Origin of the sequence: Arthrobacter sp. 49Tsu3.1M3, assembly GCF_900168135.1 — a bacterium.
Classification (GTDB): domain Bacteria; phylum Actinomycetota; class Actinomycetes; order Actinomycetales; family Micrococcaceae; genus Arthrobacter.
Map to the genome: position 1 here is coordinate 101,135 of NZ_FUZD01000003.1, position 26,035 is coordinate 127,169.

22 protein-coding genes are annotated in these 26,035 nt (G+C 68.0%); 10 read left to right on the plus strand and 12 right to left on the minus strand.

All coding sequences use genetic code 11. The features are described from left to right. Positions 1-4 precede the first annotated feature (4 nt). The gene (locus tag B5X90_RS05550) at positions 5-427 is read left to right on the plus strand and encodes a heat shock protein transcriptional repressor HspR (RefSeq protein WP_079550756.1); all 423 of its coding nucleotides are present in this window, start codon (positions 5-7) and stop codon (positions 425-427) included. A 90-nt stretch (positions 428-517) separates the two neighbouring features. Here B5X90_RS05550 and B5X90_RS05555 read toward each other — a convergent pair whose 3' ends face one another. The 4 genes from B5X90_RS05555 to B5X90_RS05570 all read right to left on the minus strand — a co-directional run bounded on the left by B5X90_RS05555 (position 518) and on the right by B5X90_RS05570 (position 3,716). Continuing rightward, on the minus strand, positions 518-1,798 hold the full coding sequence (locus B5X90_RS05555) for a hypothetical protein (protein WP_079550758.1): 1,281 nt from the start codon (positions 1,796-1,798) through the stop codon (positions 518-520). Beyond that, positions 1,795-2,304 (minus strand): hypothetical protein, encoded by a 510-nt coding sequence (locus B5X90_RS05560; protein ID WP_079550760.1) that lies wholly within the window; start codon positions 2,302-2,304, stop codon positions 1,795-1,797. Before B5X90_RS05560 ends, B5X90_RS05555 begins: the two co-directional genes overlap by 4 nt. Position 2,305: 1 nt before the next feature. After that, the gene (locus B5X90_RS05565; protein ID WP_079550762.1) at positions 2,306-3,139 is read right to left on the minus strand and encodes a COG1470 family protein; all 834 of its coding nucleotides are present in this window, start codon (positions 3,137-3,139) and stop codon (positions 2,306-2,308) included. A gap of 124 nt (positions 3,140-3,263) precedes the next feature. Continuing rightward, positions 3,264-3,716: a hypothetical protein gene (locus tag B5X90_RS05570; RefSeq protein WP_079550764.1), complete on the minus strand. Its 453-nt coding sequence runs from the start codon at positions 3,714-3,716 to the stop codon at positions 3,264-3,266. 660 nt (positions 3,717-4,376) lie between these two features. On the opposite strand from B5X90_RS05570, the gene B5X90_RS05575 reads away from it, so the two are divergent. Next, a complete protein-coding gene (locus B5X90_RS05575; RefSeq protein WP_179129061.1) occupies positions 4,377-4,775 on the plus strand; it encodes a hypothetical protein in 399 nt (132 codons plus the stop codon). A gap of 91 nt (positions 4,776-4,866) precedes the next feature. Continuing rightward, a complete protein-coding gene (locus tag B5X90_RS05580) occupies positions 4,867-7,029 on the plus strand; it encodes an elongation factor G-like protein EF-G2 (protein ID WP_079550766.1) in 2,163 nt (720 codons plus the stop codon). Between the two features lie 21 nt (positions 7,030-7,050). On the opposite strand, the gene B5X90_RS05585 is transcribed toward B5X90_RS05580, so the two are convergent. Further along, a complete protein-coding gene (locus tag B5X90_RS05585; RefSeq protein ID WP_079550768.1) occupies positions 7,051-8,460 on the minus strand; it encodes an aldehyde dehydrogenase family protein in 1,410 nt (469 codons plus the stop codon). Positions 8,461-8,810: 350 nt separating this feature from the next. On the opposite strand from B5X90_RS05585, the gene B5X90_RS05590 reads away from it, so the two are divergent. Continuing rightward, positions 8,811-10,280, plus strand: coding sequence for an APC family permease (locus B5X90_RS05590; RefSeq protein WP_079550770.1), 1,470 nt, complete (start codon positions 8,811-8,813; stop codon positions 10,278-10,280). 147 nt (positions 10,281-10,427) lie between these two features. Here B5X90_RS05590 and B5X90_RS05595 read toward each other — a convergent pair whose 3' ends face one another. Beyond that, positions 10,428-11,399 carry an AraC-like ligand-binding domain-containing protein gene (locus tag B5X90_RS05595; RefSeq protein WP_079550772.1) on the minus strand — a complete coding sequence of 324 codons (972 nt, stop codon included), beginning with the start codon at positions 11,397-11,399 and terminating at the stop codon, positions 10,428-10,430. 123 nt (positions 11,400-11,522) lie between these two features. Continuing rightward, positions 11,523-12,113 (minus strand): TetR/AcrR family transcriptional regulator, encoded by a 591-nt coding sequence (locus B5X90_RS05600; RefSeq protein WP_079550774.1) that lies wholly within the window; start codon positions 12,111-12,113, stop codon positions 11,523-11,525. 119 nt (positions 12,114-12,232) lie between these two features. On the opposite strand from B5X90_RS05600, the gene B5X90_RS05605 reads away from it, so the two are divergent. After that, a complete protein-coding gene (locus B5X90_RS05605; protein WP_079550777.1) occupies positions 12,233-14,203 on the plus strand; it encodes a primary-amine oxidase in 1,971 nt (656 codons plus the stop codon). Between the two features lie 9 nt (positions 14,204-14,212). Beyond that, entirely contained in the window at positions 14,213-14,689 is a 477-nt protein-coding gene (locus B5X90_RS05610; RefSeq protein ID WP_079550779.1) for a hypothetical protein, read from the plus strand. 25 nt (positions 14,690-14,714) lie between these two features. Here the strand turns inward: B5X90_RS05610 and B5X90_RS05615 are convergent, their stop codons facing one another. Continuing rightward, on the minus strand, positions 14,715-18,113 hold the full coding sequence (locus B5X90_RS05615) for a DEAD/DEAH box helicase (protein WP_079550781.1): 3,399 nt from the start codon (positions 18,111-18,113) through the stop codon (positions 14,715-14,717). A gap of 195 nt (positions 18,114-18,308) precedes the next feature. Here B5X90_RS05615 and B5X90_RS05620 point away from each other — a divergent pair, with 195 nt between their 5' ends. Then, complete coding sequence (locus B5X90_RS05620) at positions 18,309-19,256, plus strand: DMP19 family protein (RefSeq protein WP_079550783.1); 948 nt, start codon at positions 18,309-18,311, stop codon at positions 19,254-19,256. A gap of 133 nt (positions 19,257-19,389) precedes the next feature. Here the strand turns inward: B5X90_RS05620 and B5X90_RS05625 are convergent, their stop codons facing one another. Continuing rightward, positions 19,390-19,917 (minus strand): COG4315 family predicted lipoprotein, encoded by a 528-nt coding sequence (locus B5X90_RS05625; RefSeq protein ID WP_079550785.1) that lies wholly within the window; start codon positions 19,915-19,917, stop codon positions 19,390-19,392. Positions 19,918-20,103: 186 nt separating this feature from the next. Between B5X90_RS05625 and B5X90_RS05630 the strand changes: the two genes are divergently transcribed. Both B5X90_RS05630 and B5X90_RS05635 read left to right on the plus strand, forming a co-directional pair. Then, positions 20,104-20,613, plus strand: a complete 510-nt coding sequence (locus B5X90_RS05630) for a sigma-70 family RNA polymerase sigma factor (RefSeq protein WP_079550787.1) — start codon at positions 20,104-20,106, stop codon at positions 20,611-20,613. Next, positions 20,610-21,293: an anti-sigma factor family protein gene (locus B5X90_RS05635; RefSeq protein ID WP_079550789.1), complete on the plus strand. Its 684-nt coding sequence runs from the start codon at positions 20,610-20,612 to the stop codon at positions 21,291-21,293. Before B5X90_RS05630 ends, B5X90_RS05635 begins: the two co-directional genes overlap by 4 nt. A 70-nt stretch (positions 21,294-21,363) precedes the next feature. Here B5X90_RS05635 and B5X90_RS05640 read toward each other — a convergent pair whose 3' ends face one another. Together B5X90_RS05640 and trmB are read right to left on the minus strand one after the other, a co-directional pair. After that, positions 21,364-22,170: a DUF1206 domain-containing protein gene (locus B5X90_RS05640; protein ID WP_079550791.1), complete on the minus strand. Its 807-nt coding sequence runs from the start codon at positions 22,168-22,170 to the stop codon at positions 21,364-21,366. A 102-nt stretch (positions 22,171-22,272) separates the two neighbouring features. Further along, positions 22,273-23,229 (minus strand): tRNA (guanosine(46)-N7)-methyltransferase TrmB, encoded by a 957-nt coding sequence (gene trmB / locus B5X90_RS05645; RefSeq protein ID WP_079550793.1) that lies wholly within the window; start codon positions 23,227-23,229, stop codon positions 22,273-22,275. 137 nt (positions 23,230-23,366) lie between these two features. On the opposite strand from trmB, the gene B5X90_RS05650 reads away from it, so the two are divergent. Further along, positions 23,367-24,638 carry an MFS transporter gene (locus tag B5X90_RS05650; RefSeq protein WP_079550795.1) on the plus strand — a complete coding sequence of 424 codons (1,272 nt, stop codon included), beginning with the start codon at positions 23,367-23,369 and terminating at the stop codon, positions 24,636-24,638. Positions 24,639-24,730: 92 nt separating this feature from the next. Here B5X90_RS05650 and B5X90_RS05655 read toward each other — a convergent pair whose 3' ends face one another. After that, on the minus strand, positions 24,731-26,020 hold the full coding sequence (locus B5X90_RS05655) for an MFS transporter (protein ID WP_079550797.1): 1,290 nt from the start codon (positions 26,018-26,020) through the stop codon (positions 24,731-24,733). Between the last annotated feature and the right edge of the window lie 15 nt (positions 26,021-26,035).

Genomic DNA, 26,035 nt, shown 5'->3' on the forward strand with positions numbered 1-26,035 from the left:
AGCCATGGCCATCGACTTCGACCAGCCGATCTTCGTCATCTCCGTTGCCGCGGAACTGGCGGACATGCACCCGCAGACGCTGCGCCAGTACGACCGGCTGGGCATCGTCTCGCCCAGCCGTGCCCCGGGCAAGTCGCGGCGTTACTCGCAGCGGGATGTGAACATGCTCCGCGAGGTCCAGCGGCTCTCCCAGGAGGGGGTCTCGCTGGAGGGCATCAAGCGGATCCTGCAGCTGGAGAACCAGGTGGCCGCCCTGCAGCGCCGGGTCGGTGAACTGACTGAGGAACTGGTCCGGCGCCGCCAAGGGGCCGATTCGCGGATCTTCGCCGCAGGAACTGCCGGCGACGTCGTCAGCCTGGCCCGCGGCAAGCGTCCGCAGGCGCGGTCGCAGGCGCTGGTGGTGTGGCGGCCGCGGGGCATGGGCTAGGACTCATCGACTAGCAACAACAGCTGTGCCCGGGACCACTGGTCCCGGGCACAGCTGTTGTTGCGTCCAGCGGGGCTGCCGTGGGGGCCGTTAGAAGCGTGAAGTGCTGGTGCTGGTGAAAGTGGTAAGGCCGAGGGAGTTGCCAGCGATGTCCTTGATCCCGTCTGACGGCGTGTAGGACGGGGCCGCGGGCTGTTCCGTTCCGTTGGATGGGTTACCGGTGATCACGTCTCCCAGTGTGACGGTGAGCTTATTGGTGGTTGAATCCCAACTGACTGCGGAGGCGTTAACACCCGTGCCTTTGTACGTGACCGTTCCCGTCGCAGGTCCGTAGTTGGTGCCGATGCCTAGCCCGACGGTGCCGATTCTCCACGTCGGGCAGGCCGCGCTATCCACTGTGACCGTCAGGACGTTACGGGAGCTGATGGTGACAGTGACCTGGTTGTTCCCGTTCACTGTGCCGCTGGCACCGGCAGCCCAGCTGCTGCAGATCGTCGAGGCGTCCAGGGCTTCGGAGTAGGCGAGGGTGACCTTGTCCTTGGGCTCGATCTTGCCGTTATCTTTTCCGTTGCCCCCGCCACCGGACAGCGCTACCGCTGTCACCGCAGGGGCGGTGACGTCCTTGGTTGAGGTCGTCGTGCCCGCCGCTGTGCCCTTGTTGCCCGCGGTGTCGGTTGCGATGGCGCTGTAGGTGACCGTTCCGGCGTTCAGGGACGACAGATCGAAGGCGGCGTTCCAGGCTCCCGAGCCGTTCGCGGTCACGGTTTTGGTGACAGTGTGCGCAGCGCCCGCGTCCGTAACAGTCAGGGCGATGGATGCCCCTGCCTCGGTGGTGCCGCTGACCGGCACGGAGGTGACGGTGGTGGAGTTGAGGTAGGCCGGGGCCGCTACTGTGGGGGCGCCTGGCGGTGTGGTGTCAACGGCGGCGCCGGCGCTCCGGACGCTCTCAACTCCCTGCCACTGCCCGAGCACCGGGGTGACCGTGTAGTGCCAGGTGCCGGTCGGGACCCCTTGGTCAATGCAGCCCAGCCCGGCGATAGGTTGGGCCGCGCAGGTTCCCCCCGCGGGAACTTTGGTGCCTCCGGAGGCGGAGGAATAACGAGCCACCGTGTAACCGGTGACGGGACGGCCGGCCAGGGTGGTGCTGGCAGTCCATGCCAGCGTGACATTTCCCGCAGACACCGACGTCGACGGTGTTGTGCCGGCGGCCACGGCGTCTGCGACAGCGGCCGCGCCACCACCGTTGGAGACAGCAGTCCAGAAGGCGTTGGCCCCGGGACCGGCCCACGAGAGGAGGGCCGCGCCGGCAACGATGACGGCTATGCGGCTTCGGATTCGCGAGCGTGCCTCGCGGGTGTTGTGACGGCTCATCGCCGGGCCTCCACGGTGACGGGAACCTTGAAGGTAGCGCCCTGGCAGGCGGACTGTGAGTCAGTGGACATGCTCGCCGCGCCCGGCAGGGTCACCAGCAGGGAAGAGTTCGCCGGGATGATGATGGCGGGTGCGAGCGGTGCGGCAGGGGCCGTGAAAGACACCCCCATGGTGGTGCACCCGGCGTGGGCGGCATCGGCCGTGACCGGTCCGGTAGAGACCACTGCGTACAGCTGAACCGCGAACGCGTTAGGGTTGCTGGTCCGGAGGATGACGTCCGCAGTGCCGCCCGGGACCAGGCTGGTCCGGTTCGAGTCGCCGGCTACAAACGCATCGACGGTGACAGCGTTCATCGTGGCGGCGGCTGCGGCGCCGGAACCTGCGCCGGCGGTGGCCCAGTAGGCGTAGGCCGTGCCCCCGCCGGCCAGCAGGCAGAGCGCGGCGGCTGCGGCGGAAGCGGTGCCGGCGATTCTGGTGCCGCGGAGCATGGATCGTGTGGATTGCATGTCAGTTTCCTTGCCCTGATCCCGAGTAGGCCAACTGGAGGACTGCACCCTTGCAGCCGTCCTGCAGGCGAGGCGTGTCGAGCATGGCGATCCGGGGCCATTGGGCGGACGGGACACCAAGGTGAGAGAGCGAGCTGCTGCCGGACGGAACCGTCAAGGGATAGGTCCCGCTGTATTGCACCACGGCATAGTCCTGCGCCGTGCAGGGCAGGTTGGCCGCGATCGCCTTCGCCGTGCGGACCACACCCGTGATCGAGACCGTCAGGTTGCCGACGTCGATGCCCTTGTCCGGGTTGGTGAATCCCAGATCCATGGACCTGCTCGTACCTGGCGCGAGCAGGCCGGACACATCGCCCGAGAGTCCGAACACGCGCAAGGGTGCCTTGACCCGCAACTGGGTCTTTACGGCGGCCGACTGGACCGCCCCGCTCTGGCCTGTCAGGGTCAGCTCGTAGTCTCCGGCGGCAGTGCTGGATGCCGTCGACACGGTCATGCTCAGCTGGGCGATGCTCCCGGCCGTCAGCTTGACGGACGACGGCGAGAATCCTGGCGCTGCCCCCGCCGGAAGGCCGGCGACAGCCAGCAATACCGTGCCGGAAAAGCCGCCGGTGGAACTGACGGTAGCGGAGTAGCTCGTGGCCAGTCCCTGGTCCACGTTCCTGCTGGACGGCGTGATCTGCACCAGGATTCCAGGCTTTTGCGGAGCAGACTGCTGCCCCGCCGCGTAGAGCGTGCCCGCGGGCAGGAAAATGGCCAGCAGGCCAATGATGAGAACGCGGCCGGCGAGGCCCGCATGTTCTGTGGCGAGCCGGACGAACCGCAGTGGATGCTGCATTCCTTATCCTCCTTGGACCCGGCAACCTAGCTCGGATCGTGGGTGTCGACGGTTGCTGATGCGTTGTTGCGCGGTGGCCCGAAGGCCGCCCGGGGGCCGTTCGTCCGGCCCCCGGGGACACCAGCTACACGCTGCCGACGCTGACCGTGACGACGGCCGACTTGCAGGCATCCTGATTGGCGGTGCTATTGAGGAACTCCAATGTTCCCGACCCCACCTGGGTGCCCGTGCTGTTCGCTGCCACGGGGGTGTTCGATGTGTTGGCGCTGACCGTGAACCATGCCGGCAGGCATTCGGGCACGCTCGTGGTCACGGTCGCGGAGAGAGCGCCGACGACGGTGCCGGTGTTGGTGCTGTTGTCCGCCGTGTAGGTCACAGGCACCGAGTTGCCCGGAGCCAGACCGGCCGCGAAGCTGGCGTGCAGGGTCACGGTGCCGCCGCCGGCCGAGTTGGCCGCGGTGCCGGTGCCGGCGCCGGTGGTGGTCCAGTAGGCGTAGGCAGTGCCGCCGCCGACGGCCACGAGGGCGACTGAGGCCGCAACGGCGATGACCTTGCTCTTCTTGGTGAGCTTGCGCATTTGTGAGACTCCTTGTGTGGGTGGCACCCGGACAGGAGTCATCAGGCCGGAGCCGCATTCCCCCAATCCTGCGGTTGCCGCGCTGAATCGATGGCCCAATCGTTGCGGCGAACTGCGGACGGAACAACGCGTAGTTGTACTCGTCTTTTGGCTCCAGCACTACGTGCCTGCGAGGAAAGTACTCGTGTTCCGGCGCGGAGAGCCTCTGGAATCCGGCCGAAAAACACCCGGCCGGAAGCACCTGGGAGCAATTAATGGGGCGAACCTACCTGCCTCCGGCCGGTGCCGGGCAAGTGGGTCCGGCCAGGAGCAGTGGAGCAAGTAGTCTGCTTTTTGCTCGATCAGCCGGCCGCCAGGCTGTGGCGCGAATTCGCCGGGGCAAGTAGCGGCAGGAGCGAACTGAGTACACCGGAACGCAATCAGGTACCCGACCATCCGATAGTCGGGTACCTCATTTGCGTGACTTCATGACCATTCCGCGCGTTGAATTGGAGTGTCAGAAAAGGCTGGCATGACACGCCCATAGCTCCCACGGGAAGCCCGGGCGCCGAGCCAGCGCACGAGCAGCGTAGACGCCGGGGGGCATCGCATGCATGATTCAAGCGAGTTTGATCCGTTCACCGCCGATTCCTCACGGCCAGCTGCTTTGACGGGCGCGCCGTGAGCCCGGGGCTCCAGGCGGCCGTCCTGTTTGCCGGCTCCCTGCCGGGGCACATCCTGATGTCCCTGGGGCAGGCTCTGGTGGTCGTCTGCCTGTGCTTCGACTTCGTCCGCGCCGTCTCCGTGCCGCGATCACGCAGCCGGTACGTCGCCAACACGTGGTTCCGGACCCTTGCACTGCCTTCCATCCTGGCCATGGCGTTCAGCGTGCTCCTCGATGCCGCCTCCGGCTCTTGGCCCGAGGTCACCGCCGGAGTGTTCGTCATGGTCGCCGTGATCTTCCGGTGGCACCATGGCAGCGACGAGGACAGCTGGTGGAAGGGCAAAGGCAAGGCCCTGGGCCGTTGGCTCCGCAACCGGGCAGCCTCCGGGTCCCTGGTTGCTCCGGCCACGGCCTGAAAAAGACCTTGCTGTCCGGGCGTCCCAGGGTGTCCAATCCTTAACACAAGGCCCTGCAGGGCACGAGTGGATGCGACGCCGGGAGGTTCTCATGCCGTCGAAAGGCGCCAAAACGCCGTCAAGGGGACCGGTCCGGGGTACGTCTGACCTCCGGCGGGCAGACGCCAACGGCGTCGCGCCGCCGGAACAGCCGGACAAGGTCCGCAATGTGGCACTCGTGGGGCATTCCGGTTCCGGAAAAACGATGCTCACCGAGGCCCTGCTTGCCGCCACCGGAGCCATCACAAGGAAGGGCTCGATCGCCGAGGGCACTACGGTGAGCGACTCGGATCCTTCCGCCATCGCGCAGCAGCGCTCCGTGGCGCTCGCGGTGGTGCCGGTGATGGTGGGGGACATCAAGGTCAACCTGCTGGACACTCCGGGCTATACGGATTTCATCGGCGAGCTGAGGGCAGGGCTCCGGGCGGCCGATGCGGTGCTGTTCGTCGTCTCGGCCACCGACGATGTCGACGCAGCGACCACGGCGCTTTGGAGCGAGTGCCAGCGGCTCGGGATGCCGCGGGCCGTGGTCATCAGCCGCCTGGACCATCCGCGCGCGGATTTCGACGCCGCCGTAGCCCGCTGCCGCCTGGCATTCGGCGACTCCATCCTTCCGCTCTATCTGCCGGTCCCCGCGGACGGTCCCGTCACCGGGGTGCTGGGACTGCTGACCGGCACGGTCTCCGACTACAGTGATGCGGAACCGGCGCCGGCCACGCGGGCCGCGACCGGCGTCGAACTCGCCGCCGCGGAGTCCGCACGCGGCGCGCTGATCGAGGGGATCATTGCCGAGAGCGAAGACGAGACGCTCATGGACCGCTACCTCGGAGGCGAGGAAATCGCCCCCGACGTCCTGATCACCGATCTGGAGACGGCCGTGGCCCGCGGGTCCTTCCACCCGGTGCTGCCGGCGTCGGCAGAGTCCGGGCTCGGCCTGGCGGAACTGCTCGAGGTCCTGGTGCGTGCGTTTCCGACGCCGGCGGAGCGCGGCGTCCCCGCAGCGACCGACCTCGACGGGGTGCCCGCCGGCGCGCTCGGCTGCGACCCCGACGGTCCGCTGCTCGGCGAAGTGGTCCGAACGACGATCGACCCGTTCCTTGGCCGCGTCTGCCTGGTGCGCGTCTTCTCCGGCGTGGTGCGGGAGGACGCCGCCATCCATGTGGGCGGCCGCGGAATGGCCGACCGCGGCCACGAAGACCACGACAGCGACGAGCGCGTCACCCACCTGTACTCGCCGCTGGGATCAGGACTGCGGCCAGTGCCGTTCTGCGTCGCGGGGGATATCTGCGCGCTGACCAAGCTGGGCACCGCCGAGACCGGCGACACGATTTCGGCCAAGGAGCTGCCGCTGCTGGTGGCCACCTGGGACATGCCGGACCCGCTCATGCCGGTCGCCATCGAAGCCGCCACGCACGGCGACGAGGACGCCCTGGCCAGAAACCTGGGGAAGGTCACGGCCGGGGACCCGACGCTGCGGGTGGAACGCAACTCCGAAACCCACCAGCTGATCCTGTGGTGCATGGGCGAGGCGCACGCCGACGTCGTCCTGGGCAGGCTGCGGGACCAGGGCGTTAACCTGCAGAGCGTCCCGGTCATCACGCCGCTGCGGGAGACGTTCGCCGCGCCGGCCGCCGGGCACGGGCGCTACGTCAAACAATCCGGCGGCCACGGCCAGTACGCGGTGTGCGACATCGAGGTGGAACCACTCGACCGCGGCGCCGGGTTCGAGTTCGTCGACAAGACCGTCGGTGGCGTGATTCCCGGGCCGTTCATTACCTCGGTGGAAAAGGGCGTGCGGGCCCAGATGCAGAAAGGCGTCTCGGCCGGGTTCCCGGTGGTGGATATCAAGGTCACGCTGATCGGCGGCAAGACGCACAGCGTGGATTCTTCCGATGCTGCCTTCCAGGCGGCCGGGGCGCTGGCCCTCCGGGAGGCGGCCGGGGCAACCCGCATCCAGTTCCTGGAGCCGGTCTCGTCCGTGACCATCAGCGTTTCGGAGGACCACGTGGGCGCCGTGATGAGCGACTTGTCCTCCCGGCGGGCACGCCTGACCGGAACCACCTCCGCCGGCGCCGACGGCACCGAGATCAGCGCCGAGGTTCCGGACCAGGAACTGTTGCGGTACGCGGTGGAGTTGCGGGCCCTGACCGCCGGCAGCGGCCGGTTCCGGCGCAGCTACCTGCGGCACGAACCCGTGCCGCAGGCGCTGCACTGATGGCTTCTGCTGAGTGCAGCGTCAGCCGTTGATGACCTGCGGAACGCCGAGGGCCTTGAGGCCTTCGACACCGAATTCGAGTCCGTAGCCGGACTGCTTCGCGCCGCCGAACGGGATGCGGGGGTCCACAGCACCGTGCTTGTTGATCCAGACAGTGCCGGCCTCGAGCCGGGCCGCCACCTTGCGGGCTTCGGCGGGGTCGGAGGACCAGACCGAGGCGCCGAGTCCGACGTCCACGGCGTTGGCCATGGCGACCGCCTCGTCCACGGTGCCGTAGCGGATGATCGGCAGGGCGGGGCCGAACTGCTCCTCGGCGACCAGCGGGTTGCTGTTGGCGATGTCCGCGACGAGGGTGGTGGGGTAGAAGTTCCCGGGCTGGTCGGCCTCCGGGTTGCCGCCGAGGAGAATCCTGGCGCCGGAGTCGCGGGCTGCCTCGACGAGCCTGGCGACGATGTCGAACTGCTGGCGGTTCTGCAGCGGGCCGAGCACGTTGGCCTCGTCGAGTCCGTTGCCCATGGGCATGGCCCGGCCGACGGTGGCGAGTTCCTCGCAGACGGCATCGTAGATCGCGTCGTGGACGTAGAGGCGCTTGAGCGCCGCGCAGGTCTGGCCGGTGTTGATGAAGGCGCCCCAGAACAAGCCCTCGGCGATCGCCTTCGGGTCGGCGTCGGGCAGGACGATGCCGGCGTCGTTGCCGCCCAGCTCCAGGGTGAGGCGTTTGACGGTGTCGGCGGAGGATTTGATGATGGCCTTGCCGGTGGCGGTGGAGCCGGTGAACATGATCTTGCCGATCGCGGGGTGTCCGGCCAGGGCCTCGCCGACGTCGCGGCCGCCGGAGACCGCCGTGAGGAGGCCTTCGGGGAGTTCCTGGTTGAGGACTTCGACGAGGGCAAGGACGGACAGCGGGGTGTATTCGGACGGCTTGATGACGACGGCGTTGCCCATGCGCAGGGCCGGGGCGAGCTGCCAGACAGTGATCATCATGGGCCAGTTCCAGGGGCCGATCGCGCCGACGACGCCGATGGGCCGGTAGTGCAGTTCGGCGCGGGTTTCGCCGTCGTCCACCACGGTTTCGGGGTCCAGGGGCGTCCCGGCGGCGACGCGGAGCCAGGCGGCGCAGGCGCCGACCTCAAAGCGGGCGTTCGGCCCGTTCAGCGGTTTGCCCTGCTCGCGGGAGAGCAGGCGGGCGAGTTCCTCGGCGGAGCGTTCGACGGCGTCGGCGGCCTTGAGCAGCGCGGCGGACCGGGCATCGTGGCCCAGCGCAGCCCAGGCCGGCTGCGCGGCGGCTGCGGCGGCGATGGCGGCTTCTAGGTCCTGGACGGTGTGGACCGGTGCTTCGCCGACCGGCTGTCCCGTGGCCGGGTCAAAGATGGTGCGGGTTTCCCCGGACACCGGGGTGATCGAGGCGAGAAGGGCATCGTAGGTTTCCATGGGGGTACTCCACATCGAGTAGGTCAGAGAACGCGGCCGGTGCGGCCTAAGGGGTGCTGTTTCAAGCGTGCTCCGGCGAGGGCCGAGGGGCTTGTCTATCCGCGAAGAGCTGTTGTGCGGGAGCGAACGGAACACCGGGAGGGTTTCCTGAGGGCTACGGACGGGACGGCGTCCTCCCCGCCGTGCCGGCGGCGCAGGGCCTGGTGCTGACTACGCTCAGGAACAACAACCGGTCGCTAATCGACAAAAGCGTGACGGGCGCCACCTGCCATGCTGGATTTCACGGTGCAACGCACCCCCCATTTCCCAGACCGCCGTTTCCAAGACTCATGACCGTTAAGAAGGATCCGATGAGTATTTCAAATTCAGATTCCCGGACCGCAGAATCCAGCCCCCGCACGGAGCACTCCACCGCGCTGCGCGCCGGCAGCGTCGGCGTCATGGGCATTCTTTTCTTCGTTTTGTCAGCCCAGGCGCCGCTGACCGGAATCGTCGGGGCGTCACCGCTGGCCGCAGCCCTCGGCAACGGCGCCGGCGCGCCCGGCGCGTACCTCGTCGTCGGCATTGTGATCGTGATCTTCGCCGTCGGCTTCGTCGCGATGAGCCGGAAGATCCAGGCCAACGGCGCCTTCTACGCCTATGTCACCGCCGCCTTCGGACGCAAGGTCGGCGCGGGAGCGGCGTGGCTCGCGCTCCTCGCGTACAGCACGGTCCAGGCCGCGATGTATGGGCTGTACGGCGCGGCGTTCTCGGGCCTCCTCGGATCTGCCGGGCTCGTGGTCCCTTGGTGGCTGCTGGCCGTCGTCACCATGGCGGGCGTGCAGGCGCTGGGCTCGCTCAACATCGAACTCGGGGCACGGGTCCTGGCGGTGCTCGTGGGCCTGGAGGTCGCCATCCTGCTCATGTTCGGGTTCACCGTGCTGTTGCGGGGCGGCGGGCCGGAGGGGATCAGCCTGGCGGCGTCCTTCTCTCCCGCGGCGATCGGCGCAGGCGCCCCGGGCGTTGCCATTATGTTCGCCGTCGCCTCCATGTTCGGCTTCGAATCGACGGCCATCTACTCGGCCGAGGCCAAGGACGCCCACCGCACCGTCGCCCGGGCCACGTACCTTTCGGTAGGGGTCATCGCGGTCTTCTTCTCCTTCATTTCCTGGATGCTGGTCAGCTACTACGGTCCCTCGCACGTCATCGACGCCGCGGGCGCGGCCCTCGAATCGGGCGATTCCACCGCGTTCGTGCTGACGCCGATGGTGGAGCTGTTCGGGCCGTGGGCCGGAACGGTCACCGGCATGCTGCTCGTAACCTCACTGCTGGCCGGCATCATCGCCTTCCACAACGGCATCAACCGCTACCTCCATTCGCTGGCCCTGCGCGGGTCGATGCCCCGCGGCGTGGCCCGGACCAACCGGCATAAGGCGCCCGCCGTCGCTGCGCGGATCCAGACCGTGGTCGCCTTCCTGCTCGTGGCGCCGTTCGCGGTGCTGTCCCTGGATCCTGTCCTCACCCTCTTTTCCTGGTTCAGCGGACTGGCCGTGGCCGCGCTCCTGGTGCTGTACATGCTCTGCTCGCTGGCCGTCGTCGCGTACTTCCGGCGGGAAAGGGTGTCCGGCCAGCTCTGGCAGACAACGGTGGCACCGGTGCTCGCCACCTTGCTGCTTGGCTGGGTCCTGTCCCTCGTCATCATCAACTTCACCGCTCTGATCGGCGGCAGTGCCGAAACGGCCGTGGGCCTGCTGCTGACCGTACCCATTGTGTTTACCGCCGGTGTGCTGGTGGAAATTGCCGTGGAGCGCAGGGCCGCGCGCGCAGGGGTCACTGCCTGAGGCCGGGGTGGGCGTCAGCATTGGAAGAAGAAGGGGCGGTGCCGGACAGATCCGGCCCCGCCCCTTCTGCGTCCGTAGTTTCCGGGGCGCCGACGACGGCAGGTGCTGACGACGGCGGGTGCTCTCAGCAGGGGGTGAAGGCCAGGCTCAGGCGCCGCGCCGCCAGACGCTGGGGGACTCACCGAAGGCATCACGGAAGGAGCGGCTGAAATGGGCCGCATCCAGGAAGCCCCAGCGCGCGGCCACGGCCCCCACAGGCATTCCGGCCAGGAGCGGATCCCGCAGTTCGCGGCGCGCACCCTCCAGCCGCTGGGTCCGGATCCAGCTCGCCACGGTGGTCCCGGATTCATGGAAGACGTTGTGCAGGTGCCGAGTGGAGATGAAATGGGCCGCCGCGATGGACGCCGGCGACAGCAGCGGATCGGCCAGGTGGGCATCGATATACTCGCGGACGGATGCCGCCAACAGGGCCTGGGGCCTCATGCGGTCCGGGGACATGTCCAGTTCCGAATGCAGCATCGTGGAGACGAGATCAAGGGCATTGGTGGCGAGGCGGGAGCCGCTGGGGCCGCTGAGTGCATCCAGGTTCTCCGCGAGGTGGGCGATGAAGGGACCGACGATCGCGGCGAGGCCGCCGCCAGAAGCCATCCGCACGGCCGAAAGCTGCGCGATGCAGTCCGGCGGCAGGGACAGCGCGTCCCAGGGAAACATCATCACCATGAGCCGGGCGTCGCCCTCGAAGGCAAGCGTGTAAGGTCGGCTGGTGTCATAGATGGAGAGATCGCCCGGATGCAGGACTGCCTCGCGGTTGTCCTGGATGAGGAGCCCGGTGCCCTGCAGCTGGAGATTGAGCTTGAAATAGCGCTGGTTGGACTGCGCGATCAGCGCCGGCGTGCGGTGGACCTCATGGCTCGAGGAGGAGACCTCGACGAGTGCCACACGGTCCAGCCTGCGGGCCCGCATGCGGCCGCGGAAGTTGTCCGCATCGGCGCTCGAGGCGGCCAGGGGAACGAAGGACTCCGCGACCAGGTGCCTCCAGTGGTCGAAAGATTCTGCTGTGCTGGTGAGGACATCCTGTCCGGCGGGGGAGGCCACTGGGCGGGTTGCAACTGCAGTCATCGAGGATCCTGACGCCGTCGTAATTCTTGGAATGTGTCATGGGACACAGTCCTTTCAGGGTAGCGGCGCGGCCCGCCGATGTCATCTTTTTTCGACGCTCGGCGAATAAAGATTGTCTGGGGCCTAGCAGGCCAGCAGGGTCAGGAAGCCCTCCAGCTGCCCGTTCAGCCCGAGTTCCACCTGGCCTTCCGGGGCAAGTGCCGCCGTAATCTGCGCGCCGAGGAGGAGATTGAGCAGCTGCCCGGCCAGGGCGGCGTCGTCGACGGCGGTGGTGACGGCGCCGGCCTGCCGCGCCTCGGCAAGGTACTGCCGCATCGTCGCAAGCCACTGTTCCATCGAATCCCGGTGGATCCGGGCCTTGCCGGGGTCATTGATGGCCTTCTGCCAGAACGGGATGACAATCCGGGCCTCGTTGATCCGCTCCTCATCCAGCGGAAGCACCTCGACGCAAAACGACCGCAGGGCCGCCAGTCCGGCCTGCCCGGCGGTGACTCCTGCGATGCGCTCGTTGGTGCGGTTGAAGACGTGCCCGAAAGCGAAGGTCAGCAGGTCATCCTTGGTGGGGAAGTAGGGCTTGAGGGCGCCGTTCGCGAAGCCTGCCTCAAGGGCAATTTCCCGCATGGTGGCACTTTCAATCCCGAGCCGGGCGATGATCCGCCACGTGGCGTCGACGAGTTCAATCCGCCTCTGGTCGTGGTCGACAATCTTTGGCACCGGACAGCTCCCCAAATATCTTGCTTCGGACTCTTGTGGCACAGCTTACATTTCCGTATTCTCTACAACTATAGAAAATAAAAGTTCTGACCCGCCGAGGTCACCGAACGAAGGCCGTCATGATGACCGCACACACTGACACCCGCACCTCGTTTAGTCAATACAGCCCTTACAGTCCGTACAGCCTGGCCACGGGCGCCGAAATCACCGCGGTCCGGGGCATCCTGCGTTCCGCGGGACTGCTGGGCGAGACCCGGCGCATCGCGTACCTCGGTCTGCTGGATCCCGCAAGGAACGCGCCGGCCGAAAGTGAGGACCGCCGATTCCGGGTCTTCATCCACGACATCTCGGGAGGGCGCCCGGCCGATGTGACGGTTTCGGCGTCCAGCGGCACGGTGGTCTCCGTCGTCGAGCTGGACACGGCGGCGACCGGCGAGCTCCCGGTCCTGGAAGAGGAATTCGAAGTCGTCGAACAGCTCCTGGCCACGGACGAGCGCTGGCTCAAGGCCCTGGCCAGCCGTGGCCTGGACGTCAGCAAGGTCCGCGTCGCCCCGCTGTCCGCCGGCGTCTTCGAGTACCCCGAGGAAAAGGGCCGCCGGATCCTGCGTGGCCTGGCCTTCGTGCAGGACTTCCCCGAGGACAGCGCCTGGGCGCACCCGGTGGACGGGCTCGTGGCCTATGTCGACGTCGTGAGCCAGGAAGTGACGCAGGTGCTGGACACCGGCGCCGTCCCGATTCCCGCGGAGCACGGCAACTACACCGATCCGGAGCTCACCGGCCCGCTGCGCACCACGCAGAAGCCCATCAACATCACGCAGCCGGACGGGCCCAGCTTCACGGTCACCGGCGGCAACCACGTCGAATGGGAAAAATGGAGCCTCGACGTCGGCTTCGACGTCCGCGAGGGGGTGGTGCTGCACAACCTCGCCTTCCAGGACGGCGACCGCCTGCGTCCCGTCATCAACCGCGCATCCATCGCCGAAATGGTGGTCCCGTACGGGGACCCGTCGCCCATCCGGTCCTGGCAGAACTACTTCGACACCGGCGAATACCTCGTGGGCCAGTACGCCAACTCCCTGGAACTCGGCTGCGACTGCCTGGGCGAGATCACCTACCTCAGCCCCGTCATCAGCGACGCCTTCGGCAACCCCCGCGAGATCCGCAACGGCATCTGCATGCACGAGGAGGACTGGGGGATCCTGGCCAAGCACAGCGACCTCTGGACGGGCATCAACTACACCCGCCGCAACCGCCGCCTGGTGATCTCCTTCTTCACCACCATCGGCAACTACGACTACGGCTTCTACTGGTACCTCTACCTCGACGGCACCATCGAGTTCGAGGCCAAAGCCACCGGCGTCGTCTTCACCTCCGCCTACCCCGAAGGCGGCTCGGCCAACATCTCCCAGCTGGCCCCGGGCCTGGGCGCCCCGTACCACCAGCACCTGTTCAGCGCCCGCCTCGACATGGCGGTCGACGGCCTCACCAACCGGGTCGAAGAGGAGGACGTGGTCCGCCAGGGAATGGGCGAGGGCAACGAACGCGGCAACGCGTTCTCCCGGCGGCGCACGCTCATCGCCCGCGAATCCGAGGGTGCGCGCGAGGCCGATGCCCGCAACGGGCGGACCTGGGTCATCTCCAACCCGCAGTCACGGAACCGCCTCGGCGAACCCGTGGGATACAAGCTCCACGCCCAGGGCCAGCCCACGCTCCTGGCGGACCCGGAGTCCTCCATTGCCCGGCGGGCCGCCTTTGCCACGAAGGACCTGTGGGTGACCCGGTTTGCGGACGAGGAACGGTACCCCACGGGCGACTTCATCAACCAGCACGCCGGGGGAGCGGGCCTGCCGGCCTACATTGCCCAGGACCGCGACGTCGACGGCCAGGACATCGTGGTGTGGCACACCTTCGGCCTGACCCACTTCCCGCGTCCGGAGGACTGGCCCATCATGCCGGTCGACACTGTCGGCTTCAAGCTCCGGCCCGAGGGCTTCTTCGACCGCAGCCCCGTGCTGGACGTGCCGGCCAACGCTCAACAGTCCTCTGGTTGCCATGGCGATGGCGACGCCGGCGCGCACTGCCACAGCTAGGCCGGCGCCGTGAGTGTCGCAGCCGGCTGGGGCCGCCGGGCCGGCCTCGCCGGCCTCGTCTTCCATTCCCGGATCTGCGCAGCCGTGACCGCGGCGTCGTGCCTCGCGCATCTGTGGCTGGCTGCCGGGAGCCAGCACGGGACCTGGCTGAACGTGCTCATGCTCGCCATGGTTGCAGTGTGCCTGCCGTGCACCCTGCACATCTGGCGCCACGGCAGGCCCAGGGCCCTTCGTCAGGTGATGGCCGCAGCACTGGCGATGACCGGCGTCCACGCGGTCCTGCTCCTCGGCACAGGAGCCGGCGGCGCGGGCCACAGCCACCATGGAACCGCAGCGGCCGCCGCCGCCGGCGCAGCGCCCCCGGGTTCCGGGGCGCTGCTGGCGGTCATCGCGCTGGAAATGACGACGGCGCTAATCGCCGCGACGCTGCTGGCCCGGCTGCGGGCGGAGCCCCGGTTGGCCGAATCAGGGTTGAAGCGCAGCTGAAGCGCTGCTTCCCGGCTGGACAGCGTCAGTCGTTGAACAACCCCGCCAGGTCCTCCGCCGTCAGGGCGCCGCCGGTGAGCGCATCGCCTTCCATGACGTCGGCGAAGAGCTGCGACTTTTTCGCCTTGAGCGCCATGACCTTCTCCTCGATCGTGTCCTTGGCGACCAGCCGGTAGACCATGACGTTCCGGGCCTGGCCGATCCGGTGGGTCCGGTCCACGGCCTGGGCCTCCGATGCCGGGTTCCACCACGGGTCCAGCAGGAAAACGTAGTCGGCCTCGGTCAGGTTCAGGCCGAAGCCGCCGGCCTTGAGGCTGATGAGGAACACCGGCGCGGCGCCGTTCTTGAACTCGTTCACGACGTCGGTGCGGTTGCGTGTGCCGCCGTCGAGGTAGCAGAACTCGATGTTCTCCTCGACCAGGCGCTCCCGGACCTTGCCCAGGAAACCGGTGAACTGGCTGAAGATCAGGGCCCGGTGCCCTTCGGCCACCAGGTCCGCGAGCTGCTCGAACAGGACATCGAGCTTGCTGGAACGCACCCCGGACAGGGAGGGATCGATCAGCGAGGGATCCAGGCTCAGCTGCCGGAGCAGGGTCAGCGACTGGAAGATGGTGAACCTGTTCTTGTTGACGTCCTCAATCAGGCCCAGGATCTTTTGGCGCTCCCGCTGCAGGTGGGTCTGGTAGACCTTCTGGTGCCGCGGGTTCAGCACGACTTCCAGGATCTGCTCCTGCTTGGGCGGCAGGTCACTGATGACCTGTTCCTTGGTGCGCCGCATCATGAGCGGCCGGACGCGGCGCCGGAGTTTATCCAGCTGCCCCTTGTCGCCGTTCTTCTCCACCGGCTTCTGGTAATACTCGGCGAACCGTTTGGGGCTGGCAAAGAGCCCGGGAGCCACGATCGAGGTCAAGGCCCAGAACTCCATCAGGTTGTTCTCCAGCGGCGTGCCGGTGATGGCGAGTTTGAAGGCGGCGGGAAGTTTGCGGGCGCACTGGTAGGCCTTGGACTGATGGTTCTTGACGAACTGCGCCTCGTCCAGGACCAGCCCGGCCCAGGTCTGGGAGGCGTAGGCCTCGTAGTCGATCCGGAACAGGGCGTAGGAGGTGATGATGATGTCCGCGCCGGCCATCGCCTCGGCCGGGTGCGACCCGCTCTTGGCGAAGGTTTCGCCGATGGCGCGCACGCTGAGCCCGGGCGCGAACCGTGCCGTTTCCGCCTCCCAGTTGCCCACCACGGAAGTGGGGGCCACGACAAGGAACGGGGCGGCCCCGGTCCCGGCTTCGTCGGCTGCGGCGGCGTCTTTTGCGGCGCAGATCAGCGCGAGGGCCTGGACGGTCTTGCCCAGGCCCATGTCGTCGGCCAGCACGCCGCCGAGGCCGTGGCGGTACAGGAAGCTCAGCCAGTTGAAGCCCTCCAGCTGGTAAGGGCGCAGCTCGGCGTTCAGCGACCCGGGCAGGGGAAGGCCCTTGATGCCACCTTCAAGGAGGCCGCCCACGGACTCGCGCCACGCCGCGGCCTGTTCATCCACGATGCCCAGGTGTGCGAGCTCGTCCCACAGCCCGGCCTGGAAGCGGCTGATCTGCAGCGGGGCGTCCTTGTCGCCGGGGTTGTCCTGCAGGGAGCGGGCCTCGTCGATCAGGGCCCGCAGCTGGTGCAGCTCCGGCAGGTCCAGCGCGAAGTACGCCCCGCTGGGGAGCAACATGCGGGTCTGGCCGGCGGCGAGGGCGGAAAACAGCGCCGCGAAGGAAACCGGCTGGCCCTCCAGGGTGATGACGATGCCCAGATCGAACCAGTCGCGGCTGTCCGTCGCCTTTGTGGAGATCGCCACCACCGGGGCTTCTTCGGCTTCGCGGTAGTCCGCAATCTCGCCGGAGGTATCCACGGAGACGTCGGGGAGGTCGCGGAGCCGGGGGAGCACGTCCTCGGTGAAGGCGAGGGTGTCCAGTCCGGCCAGTTCGGCCGTGGCCGCCAGTCGCGGCGTGCCCCAGCCGCCGGTCGCGGATTCGCCCAGGGCCGGGACGACGTCCCAGGGCTGCCCCACCGCCTCGAGGATGCGCGCCTCGGCCGGGTCGTCCCGGTAGCCGTGATCGCCCGGGTGCCGCCACAGCGGCTGCGCCGTGACGAGGTTTCCTGACGTGTAGTGCCATTCCCAATGCAGCCGGACCCGGTGGTCGGCCCCGTAATTGGCCAGCAGGGACAGGGTGGGGACGGCGAGCGTGGGCAGTTCCACCGACTCGTCGGAGGCGGTAACCCGGGCGGTTTGCTTGAGCTTGGGGTAAAAGCCGGTCAGGAAGCGGCTTTCGTCCCGTGCGGGGATGTGCAGGGTTGTCCCGCCCGTGACGAAGGTCAGAAGTTCCTCGCTGAGACCGCTTTCCAGTGGTGCGAGGGTGATGACGGGGTCGGCGGGGGCCGTGCCGGGCAGGGCGTCGCCGTCGGACGTCAGGAAGATTCCGTGCGCCGGGCGCCCGATGGTCCCGACCGACGCCGGATCCACCACCTCACCTTTGACCGTGATGGTCGGCGCGAGCTCGAGACCGCCGTCGTTTCCGCCGGTGCCGATGCGCGCCAGGTTAAGTCCGACGGCGGCAGGCTGCTCGACCAGCCGCACCGGCTCGTCGCCGCGGCTGTGGACCAGGGCGACGCCGATTTTCTGGGCCTGGGACAGCAGGCTCCACAGGTTCTTGCCGGCGTAGGTGTTCAGTCCCAGCCACAGTCCGGTGCCGGAGTGCTGGCGGTTTGCCACAGCGGTGTGCGAGGCGAGGAATTCCTGCATCCACTCGACGTGCGCCTCGTTGCATTCGCGCCGGTAGTTCAGGTAGCTCAGCGTGCTCCAGGAGACGTCGCCGCGGATCCACTTGCCCTTGGCGCCCATGATGACGGGGCGTGCCTTGAGCTGGCGGACGCTGCGGAGCGGATCGCGCCGGCCCGTGTAGGAAAAGTGCGGGGCGGGTTCCTCGACGTCGAACTGGAGCGCCAGCGGAGTGCCGTTGGCGGACGGCGTGATCCCCGGGTGGGCGATCAGGGGGCTAAGGGCCTGCTCCCAATCGGCCATTTCCGGCGGGGCGCTTTGGCGGGACAGCCGCGTGCCCTCGGCGGGGGCCAGCAGCTGCATCCGGGTGGCCGGGTTGTCTTCGGCCGCGAAGAGCAGGGCCGCCACGTGCTTGCAGTCCTTGCGGACCGGGCAGCTGCAGACGCCCACCGTGCAGCTCCAGCCGCCTGCCTTCCGGACCAGCTTCGCCGTGGTGGAATAGGGCACGTCGGAACCGCCCCGCACCTTGCCCAGCAGCAGGCCTGTGGCGGCGTCGAAGGAGATCCCGGAAACGCGGCTCCCCATGGCGTAGGCGAGCCCGGCCGCGAGGGAGCGGTCGTTGATCGCGGGAGTCTGTATTGCCAGTGCCGCACTCTCGTCCGGATGGGATGGCATGTGCGCGCTACTTTCGGCAGGTGGTCATCTGATCCATCTTACCGAGCCGGCCGGGACCCCGGAACTTCGCCGCCGCCGCGCAAGCGCCGCTTAAACTTCGCCTGACGTTCAACCGGGGCTCGGCCGCCCGCCGTGACGACGGACCTACCTTGGAGAGGTCCGGAGTATCAGCAGTGCCAGCAGTAAGGATTCCGCATGACCAACAGTGAGCCCACCATCCAGTCCGCCCACAGCTACCCCACTGTGCTGACCACCGAAAGCCTCAACGGCGGCCACGAGGACGTTGTCGAGGCGAACGTCAACGTGGTCAACGCCATGTTCGAGGAGTTGCTGGACACGGAAGAGATCTCCCCGGCCGCGCTGCGCAGCTACTATGTGGACTTCTACCTGACGCAGGCGCTGGCCGGGGGTTTCGCGCAGTACGTGTTCACCGCGCCCGAACGCGAGGAAGTCGACCCCTATGTCCGGGAGGGCCTGGAGGCCATGGGTGCCGCCGCGCACCTGGACCTCTTCAACCGCACGGTAACCGCCTTCGGCGCCCTGAGCGACACCGACGTCGACAGCTACCTCGACGGCGGCAGCGGCGGGGCCGCCGGAGGCAGTACAGAGGACGGCGAAGCGGGCCGCGGGGTCTCCGACGCCGTTCGGCGCGTTGAAGAACTGGACGGGGAATTCGAGTCGATCCTCGCCACAGAAGACATCGGTGCGCTGAATGCCGCGTGGCTGCGCGGCCAGGAGGACTTGCTGGTCCTATCCGACGACGACGTCGACGCCCATATTGCCGGGCGGGTGGCCCGGCTTTCCGACCTCGCCGAGCGCCAGGCGGCCGCCGCCGAGGAAGTGCTCCTGGATGCGCCGGAGTTCGAACAGATCATCCGCGAGCTGTGCGAGCTTGCGGGCCACAGCCTGGTGCGGATCACCATGGGCGATCCGAATTATGAGCACAACGGGGAGGCCACCCTGGCCTGGCACTTCACCACGGAACAGGGCGACTTCCTCATGCTGGAAGACGACGATGAGGCCTTCATGCTCAATCCGCGGACCCAGGAAATCCTCGCGGCTGTGGAGTTCGAAGAGGCCGGGGAGTTCGAAGGGGCCGGGGAGTTCGAAGGGTCGGCGGAGTTCGAAAAGGCCCGCGCGTAAGCGGCCTTCCCCGACGGTTTTCGGTACGGCCGGCGTCTGCCCCCCAAATGCAGGCGCCGGCCGTGCCGCGCTTAGTACCGGTTGGTATCCCGGCCCGGGCGGACCCGGCCGGGCGGATCCGCGGCCGGCGAGCCTACCCGGCCGGTGGTGCCGTGATCATTTCCCCGGAGGGGGAGACGAGGTACCAGACCCCGCCGACGCCCTGGCCGTTGATGTCCCCCGCGGTCTGGTCCTTGGAGTAGTAGTAAATCGGCAGCCCGTTGATGGTCACCTGCATCTTTCCGTCAGCCGTGGGAATGGTTCCGACCTTGCCGGTGACGCCATTAACTGGGGGGGTCGCCGTCGGCGACGTGACAGCGGGCCACGACGTCAGGCACGCGCCGGTGCAGACGCTGTTCCCGGAATCCTTCGTGTTCTTGGCGAAGAAATAGACGCTCAGTCCTTGGTCGGCCACCACGATCTGGCCCGCCTTGGACTCGCCCACCGAGAGCACCGCGGCGGACATGGACGACGGCGTGGAACTGGCCGGCGCACTGGACTCTGCGGGGGCGGACGTGGCCGGTGCCGCCGACGTCGGCGTCGTGGTCGTTCCGCCGCCGCAGCCGGACAGGAGGGCCGCCAGAGCGAACGCGGACAAGCCAATGCTGAGATGCTTCTTCATTTGCTGCTCCTAGACTCGAGCCAGCCCAACTCGGAGGCCGGCGCTACGAGATACGACGCCATGGAGAGCGGAATGGTTCATGGCGGAACCGACATGTCCGTGTCGGGCTGTCCTGGGGCACACTGAACTATTGGGCCTGCCCGTACGTCGTACTGGGGCAGAACACGAATTCCCGGGAGGTGGGCAATGCCGCTGGACGAAGACGTCGTGGCTGCGATCTACCGCGACCACGGAACGGCCCTGAAACGCTTCGTCCTCAGCGTCTCCCGGGATCCCCAGCTCGCCGACGACGTCGTCCAGGAGACGGTGCTGCGGGTCTGGCAGCAGGCGCCGCAGATCACAGGCAGCCTGCGCAGCTACCTGTTCCGGACGGCCCGCAACATCATGATCGACAATTACCGCAAGGCCCAACGGCGGCCGCAGGAAGCCGGCGACCGCGATGTCCAGGCCCTCCCGGAAGGCGCCGTCGGCGCCGGGCGGATCGATGAGCTGCTCAACAAAGTGCTGATGGAAGAGGCGTTGCTGCGGCTCAGCGCGGAACACCGCGAAGTCCTTGTTGCGCTCCACTACCGCCGCTCCACAGTCCAGGAGGCATCCGCCCAATTGAAGATCCCCAGCGGCACCGTGAAGTCCCGGGCGTTCTACGCTGTCCGGGCCCTACGGACCATCCTCGATGAAATGGGGGTGCAGCAATGAACGGGACCGAGCTGCATCACCTCCTCGGCGCGTACCTGCTCGGCGGGCTCGAGCCGGCCGAAGCCGCGGCCTTCGAGCAGCATCTTGCCGAGTGCGGGGACTGCCGCCAGGAGCTGGACGACCTTGCCAGCCTCCCCGCGCTGCTGGACGCGATCCCGGTGTCCGACGCCGTCGCACTCACCGCGGCGGCGGCGGCCGCCCGGGACCGCGCGCTGGTCCCGCCGGAACCCGAACCTGTTTCACGCCGGCTCCTGGACGAGCTCGCCGCCCGTCGCCGGAAGGCGCGGCGCCGGTGGACGTCGGCGGTGGCCGCGGCGGCGGCCGCCTGCCTGGGGCTGGGGATCTTGGCCGGTCCGCTGCTGAACCAACCCGCCAAACCGGACGCGAGCTATTCCGTAGCGGCCAGCAGCGGGTTGGAGGTCACGGTGGGGCTCGTCAAGAAAACCTGGGGCACCGAACTGGCGGTGGACGGCCGCAGCCTGCCCGTCGCCGGGACCCTCTCGCTCTGGGTAAAGGACCGCGACGGCGGCGTGGACCGCGCCTGCGCGTGGACAGCCACGCCCACCGGCAGGGTCCGGATCACCGGGGCCACGCCGGTGCAGCTGGCCAGGATCGCCAGTGTCGAAATGCGCGATGAGCAGCAGCAGACCGTTGCTGTCATCGCGGTGCCGCAGGGGTAGCCCACTCCCGGGGAGCGGGGGTCCGGGGATCCGGAAGATCCGTCCGGGAGCCGGCAACCGGCGCGGGCCTCTACATTTTCGCGAGCTTGGCCCGGACCGCCATGTAGATGCCGTAACAGATCAGCCCTACACCCACTGCGGCCAGCAAGTACACGCCGAACGGCTGCTCCCGCAGGGCCTTCAGGCTGCCGTCGAGCCCGGTTGACTCTTCGGGGTGTGCCTTCACCGTGGCGATGATGATGAGCAGGCCCACCAGCAGCAGGGCAAAGCCCTTGGCAACGTAGCCCACCATGCCGATGACCGTCACTGCGGTGCGCGCCTGCGGCTGGGACGGCATCCGCAGGTACTTGATGAAGGACTTCTTGAAGCCGCGGATCGCGTAGACGATCCCGGTGACGGCTACCGCGGCGCCGATGACCACCAGGAGTGCGACGCCGCCCGGTGCCTTCATGAGGTTTACGGTCATATCGGAAGTCGACTCGCGGTTGTCGGAGCCTGCCCCGGTGGCGACCGACGCGAGAGTCAGGGCGAACGCGGTGTACACCACGGCCTGCAGGGCTGCCTTGAGTTTCTTGCCGACCTTTTTCTTGGTCGGCAGGTGGCCGAAATCGAAAATGGCGTCGGACGCCTGCCAGATGGCCAGCGCGACGCAGGCGGCAAACGACGTCCAGAGCAGCACCGGCCCCGCCGGCTGCCCGGCAAGCTCTTCCACCGCGCCGCTGACATCGGCCTGGCCCTGGCCGCCCATGGCAAGCCGGATCGCGACCAGCCCGATGAGGAAGTGCAGCAACCCCGACACGGCAAACCCGGCCCGCGCTGCGATTTCGAGGGGCTTCGAATTGGTGACGTCCTCGGCGACGTCAGCAGCGTCGTTCAGTTCTCGTTTGATGATCGTTTCCTTAGTACTACCCAGCCTGGTTGGTTCCGTTATCGTGCCACGCGAAGCCGCTCAGCAAAAGATACCCGCGCGCCGGGGTGCCTAAATTCGGCGGTAGCTGAGGTCGAAGATCAGGCGACCGGCTTCGTGCGCCTTGTTTTCGAAACTGGTCAGAATGCGGCCCTCAAACCGCGGGGCCCACCCGCCGGTCCCGTCGACGCCCTCGTTGGGTCCGGTGTGCTCGGTACTGACCGGCGCCCGGCCTTCCTTGACCGGGGCTCCGCCCACGCGGGATTCGACGCCGGATTCCCACACCTGGGTCAGGGGGCTGTCCGCGCCGGCGCGCTCGCCCTCGTGCAGGTTCTCGAACTCCGCCGAGCCCGCCATGACCTCGCGGACGTGAACGGCGTAGTTGGACCAGTCGGTCGCGATCCGGAAGATGCCGCCGGGTTTGATGGCCCGGGCGGCGAGATCAGCGAACGCCGGTTGAATGAGGCGGCGCTTGTGATGCCGGGACTTGTGCCACGGATCCGGGAAGAACACCCATAGTTCCGTGACGGAGCCGGCCGGGAGCATGGTTGCGAGCACCTCAGGGGCGTTCGCCTCGACCACCCGCACGTTGCTCAGTCCGCGGCTGTTGATTTTGATCAAGGTGTTGGCCAAGCCGGGGGTGTAAACCTCCACGGCCAGGAAGTCCTTGTCCGGGTTTTGCTCCGCGGCGTGGCAAACGGCGTCGCCCAGTCCGGAGCCGATCTCGACGACCAGCGGAGCCGTGCGGCCGAATTCGGCCTCTGCATCGAACACATAGTCCGGGTGGACGGAGGTGTTGGCGACATGGCGGGGGACCTCAACCGCCCAGCGGTCCGCGTGTTCCTCCCAGGCCGCCTGGCGGCGGCCCTGAAGGCGCGTGCCGCGGCGCACGAAGCTGACCGGACGGCCTCCGTAGGTGCCGAACGAGGCCTGGCTGCCGGGGGTCACGGGGCGCGGCAACTGGCTCTCGTCCGGGGCGCCGGGCTCCGGGTTTGCCTGCAGGCCGGGGGATTCTGGGGATTCGCTCATCCCTTCCAGAATAGTTGAGTTCGCCGGGCCCGGCCGCCCGGGGGATCCCGCGGACTCCCCGGCGGACCGGCCCCGGAGGAGGGGTTGAGCCGCGGAGGGGGATTGAAGGGAAGGGGTGAAGATACGGGGCTGCAAGAATGGGGCGGGTGACCTCAACTGGGAAAACTGACGAGTTGGACCTTTCGGCCGGCGCCGTTCTCCGGGACGGCCCCGCCGGGCCGCCGCGCGCCGCAGGCCGGCGGCAGCTCGCGTATTTGGGGATCTGCCTGGTCCTGATCGGGCTGAACCTCCGCACAGTCTTTTCGAGCTTCGCTGCGGTACTGCCGGAGGTGACGGCCGACGCCGGGCTTCCGGCCTGGGCGGTCATGGTGCTCACCACCGTCCCGGTGACGCTGCTCGGGGTGTTCGCTCCGCTCGCCCCTGGGCTGGCACGGCGGTTCGGGGCCGAACGGGTGCTGCTCGGTGCCATGGCGGTGCTCACCGCCGGGCTGCTGCTGCGGCCCGTGGAGCTGCCGGCGGCCGGCCACCTTCCGGCTCTGCTCGCCGGGACCGCCGCGTGCGGGGCTGCGATTTCACTGTGCAACGTGCTGCTGCCGGGCGTGGTCAAGCGTGACTTCCCGCATCGCCTGGGCCTCATGGGCGGCCTCTACACCACGGCGATCTGTGCCTCGGCCGCGCTCGGTGCCGGCTTCACGTTCCCGGTCTTCCGCGCGAGCGGGGAATGGACGGCGGCGCTCTGGTTCTGGGCGCTGCCGGCCGGCGTCGTCCTTCTGCTGTTCCTGCCGCCGGCGCTCCGGGCCCGTCCCGGCGGGGCCGCGCGGCCGGCCGGCGGCGTCAGCGTCTGGCGTTCCGCCGTGGCCTGGCAGGTGACCGGGTTCATGGTCCTGCAGGCCATGATGTCCTTCAGTGTCTTCGCCTGGCTGGCGCCGATCCTGCGCGAACGCGGGGTGGATGGCGGCACGGCCGGCCTGATCGTCTCGGCCTCGATTGTGCTGCAGATGCTGGGCTCGCTGTTCGCGCCGGCGCTGGCCACCAGGTTCCGGGACCAGCGTGCCCTGAACACGGTGGTGGCGCTCATGACCGGCGGTGGTTTCGCGCTGAGCATTTTCGGGCCTGTCGAACTCCTGTGGCTGTGGACCGGGCTGCTCGGCCTGGGGCAGGGAAGCCTGACCGCCGCCGCGCTGACGCTGATCATGGTCCGCACCCGGGACGGGCATACTGCGGCCCATCTTTCCGGCATGATGCAGGGCGTGGGCTACGGGATTGGTTCCAGCGGCACGCTCCTGGTCGGCCAGCTGCACCAGTCCACCGGGTCCTTTGCCGCGGCGGGTGTGCTGTTCATGCTGGTGGGCTCGCTCGCAGCGGTGTTCGGGTACCGGGCCGGGCGGGACCGCTACATCGGCGACTGACCCTTTCCCCCTGCAAAAACGTGATGAGCCATCGGTTGTGGCTGTCCTGAAGCCTCCAGAACAGCCACTACCGATAGCTCAACCGGACCGGATCAGAGCGTGAGGTCCTTGCCCTTGGTTTCCGGGATGGTGAAGACGCAGGCCGCGGAGATGGCGAGCAGCAGCACGGCGTACACATTGAACAACTGCGGCATCTGCACGGTGGTGCCGAGCCACTGCTGCAGATAGGGCGCGGTTCCGCCGAACACGGCCACACAGATCGAGTAGGGCACTCCGACGCCCACGGTGCGGATGCTGGTGGGGAACAGCTCGGCGTAGACGGCCGGGACGATCGCCGCGCTGGCGGCGATGAAGATCAGCATGACGGACATGCTGACGGCCAGCTGCCAGGCGGAATCCTTGAGCAGGGCGGTCATCGGGAAGTGCATGATGCCGGCGCCGATCGCACCGGCCCACAGCACTTTCTTGCGTCCGATCCGGTCCGCCAGCTTGCCCCAGAAGGGCAGCGCCGCGATGAACACGATGTTGCCGATCACACCGGCCCACAGGGCCTCGCCCCGGTCGATCTTCAGGGCGGTGGTGGCGTAGCTGGGGGCGACGACACCCCAGATGTAGTAGATCACGGTCAGGCCGACCGTCAACCCGATCACCTGGAGGGCCTGCTTGCGGTGGCGGACAATCTGCGGCCAGATCGGAGCACGCTTCTCCGTCGCTGCCTCACCCTCGAAGACGTCCGTTTCGTGCAGCCGGGACCGCATGATCAGGGCGTAGAGACCCATGGCCGCGCCGATCAGGAACGGGATGCGCCAGCCCCACGCGTTCATGAGTTCGGTGCTCAGCGTCATGTTCAGCACGGCACCGAGCAGGGTTCCGAACAGGATGCCCACGGTGCCGGAGGTGTAGATCAGGGTGGCCCAGAAGCCGCGATGTTCCTTCGGCGCCATTTCGGACAGGTACGTCTGCGACGACGGCAGCTCGCCGCCGTGGGCCAGGCCCTGGATCAGGCGCGCCACCAGGAGCGTGAGCGATGCCCAGACGCCGACCGCCGCGAACGTCGGAGCGATGCCGATCATCAGGCTGCCCACCGACGCCAGCCCCACGGCCAGGGTCATGGAAGCCTTCCGGCCGATCCGGTCACCGATCCAACCGAACAGGAAGCCGCCGAAAGGGCGGGCAACGAAGCCGACGGCGAAAATCGCCAGCGTGGACAGCACCGCGGACGCAGGATCCGACTTGCTGAAAAGCTGGCTGGCGATGAACGGCGTGAACGTGGCGTAGATGGCCCAGTCGTACCATTCGACGGCATTGCCGATGCCGGTGCCGACGAGCGTCTTGCGGGTGGATGTTCGGGTTGCCGCCGGCGTGATCGTGGCTGCAGTCATGGTCTTCTCCCTCGG

Excerpts from the sequence above, each read along its gene's own strand:
- B5X90_RS05550 (WP_079550756.1), top strand. The coding sequence starts at position 5 with ATGGCCATCGACTTCGACCAGCCGATCTTCGTCATCTCCGTTGCCGCG.
- B5X90_RS05555 (WP_079550758.1), bottom strand. The coding sequence starts at position 1,798 with ATGAGCCGTCACAACACCCGCGAGGCACGCTCGCGAATCCGAAGCCGC.
- B5X90_RS05560 (WP_079550760.1), bottom strand. The coding sequence starts at position 2,304 with ATGCAATCCACACGATCCATGCTCCGCGGCACCAGAATCGCCGGCACC.
- B5X90_RS05565 (WP_079550762.1), bottom strand. The coding sequence starts at position 3,139 with ATGCAGCATCCACTGCGGTTCGTCCGGCTCGCCACAGAACATGCGGGC.
- B5X90_RS05570 (WP_079550764.1), bottom strand. The coding sequence starts at position 3,716 with ATGCGCAAGCTCACCAAGAAGAGCAAGGTCATCGCCGTTGCGGCCTCA.
- B5X90_RS05580 (WP_079550766.1), top strand. The coding sequence starts at position 4,867 with ATGCCGTCGAAAGGCGCCAAAACGCCGTCAAGGGGACCGGTCCGGGGT.
- B5X90_RS05585 (WP_079550768.1), bottom strand. The coding sequence starts at position 8,460 with ATGGAAACCTACGATGCCCTTCTCGCCTCGATCACCCCGGTGTCCGGG.
- B5X90_RS05590 (WP_079550770.1), top strand. The coding sequence starts at position 8,811 with ATGAGTATTTCAAATTCAGATTCCCGGACCGCAGAATCCAGCCCCCGC.
- B5X90_RS05595 (WP_079550772.1), bottom strand. The coding sequence starts at position 11,399 with ATGACTGCAGTTGCAACCCGCCCAGTGGCCTCCCCCGCCGGACAGGAT.
- B5X90_RS05605 (WP_079550777.1), top strand. The coding sequence starts at position 12,233 with ATGATGACCGCACACACTGACACCCGCACCTCGTTTAGTCAATACAGC.
- B5X90_RS05615 (WP_079550781.1), bottom strand. The coding sequence starts at position 18,113 with ATGCCATCCCATCCGGACGAGAGTGCGGCACTGGCAATACAGACTCCC.
- B5X90_RS05620 (WP_079550783.1), top strand. The coding sequence starts at position 18,309 with ATGACCAACAGTGAGCCCACCATCCAGTCCGCCCACAGCTACCCCACT.
- B5X90_RS05625 (WP_079550785.1), bottom strand. The coding sequence starts at position 19,917 with ATGAAGAAGCATCTCAGCATTGGCTTGTCCGCGTTCGCTCTGGCGGCC.
- B5X90_RS05630 (WP_079550787.1), top strand. The coding sequence starts at position 20,104 with ATGCCGCTGGACGAAGACGTCGTGGCTGCGATCTACCGCGACCACGGA.
- B5X90_RS05635 (WP_079550789.1), top strand. The coding sequence starts at position 20,610 with ATGAACGGGACCGAGCTGCATCACCTCCTCGGCGCGTACCTGCTCGGC.
- trmB (WP_079550793.1), bottom strand. The coding sequence starts at position 23,229 with ATGAGCGAATCCCCAGAATCCCCCGGCCTGCAGGCAAACCCGGAGCCC.
- B5X90_RS05650 (WP_079550795.1), top strand. The coding sequence starts at position 23,367 with ATGGGGCGGGTGACCTCAACTGGGAAAACTGACGAGTTGGACCTTTCG.
- B5X90_RS05655 (WP_079550797.1), bottom strand. The coding sequence starts at position 26,020 with ATGACTGCAGCCACGATCACGCCGGCGGCAACCCGAACATCCACCCGC.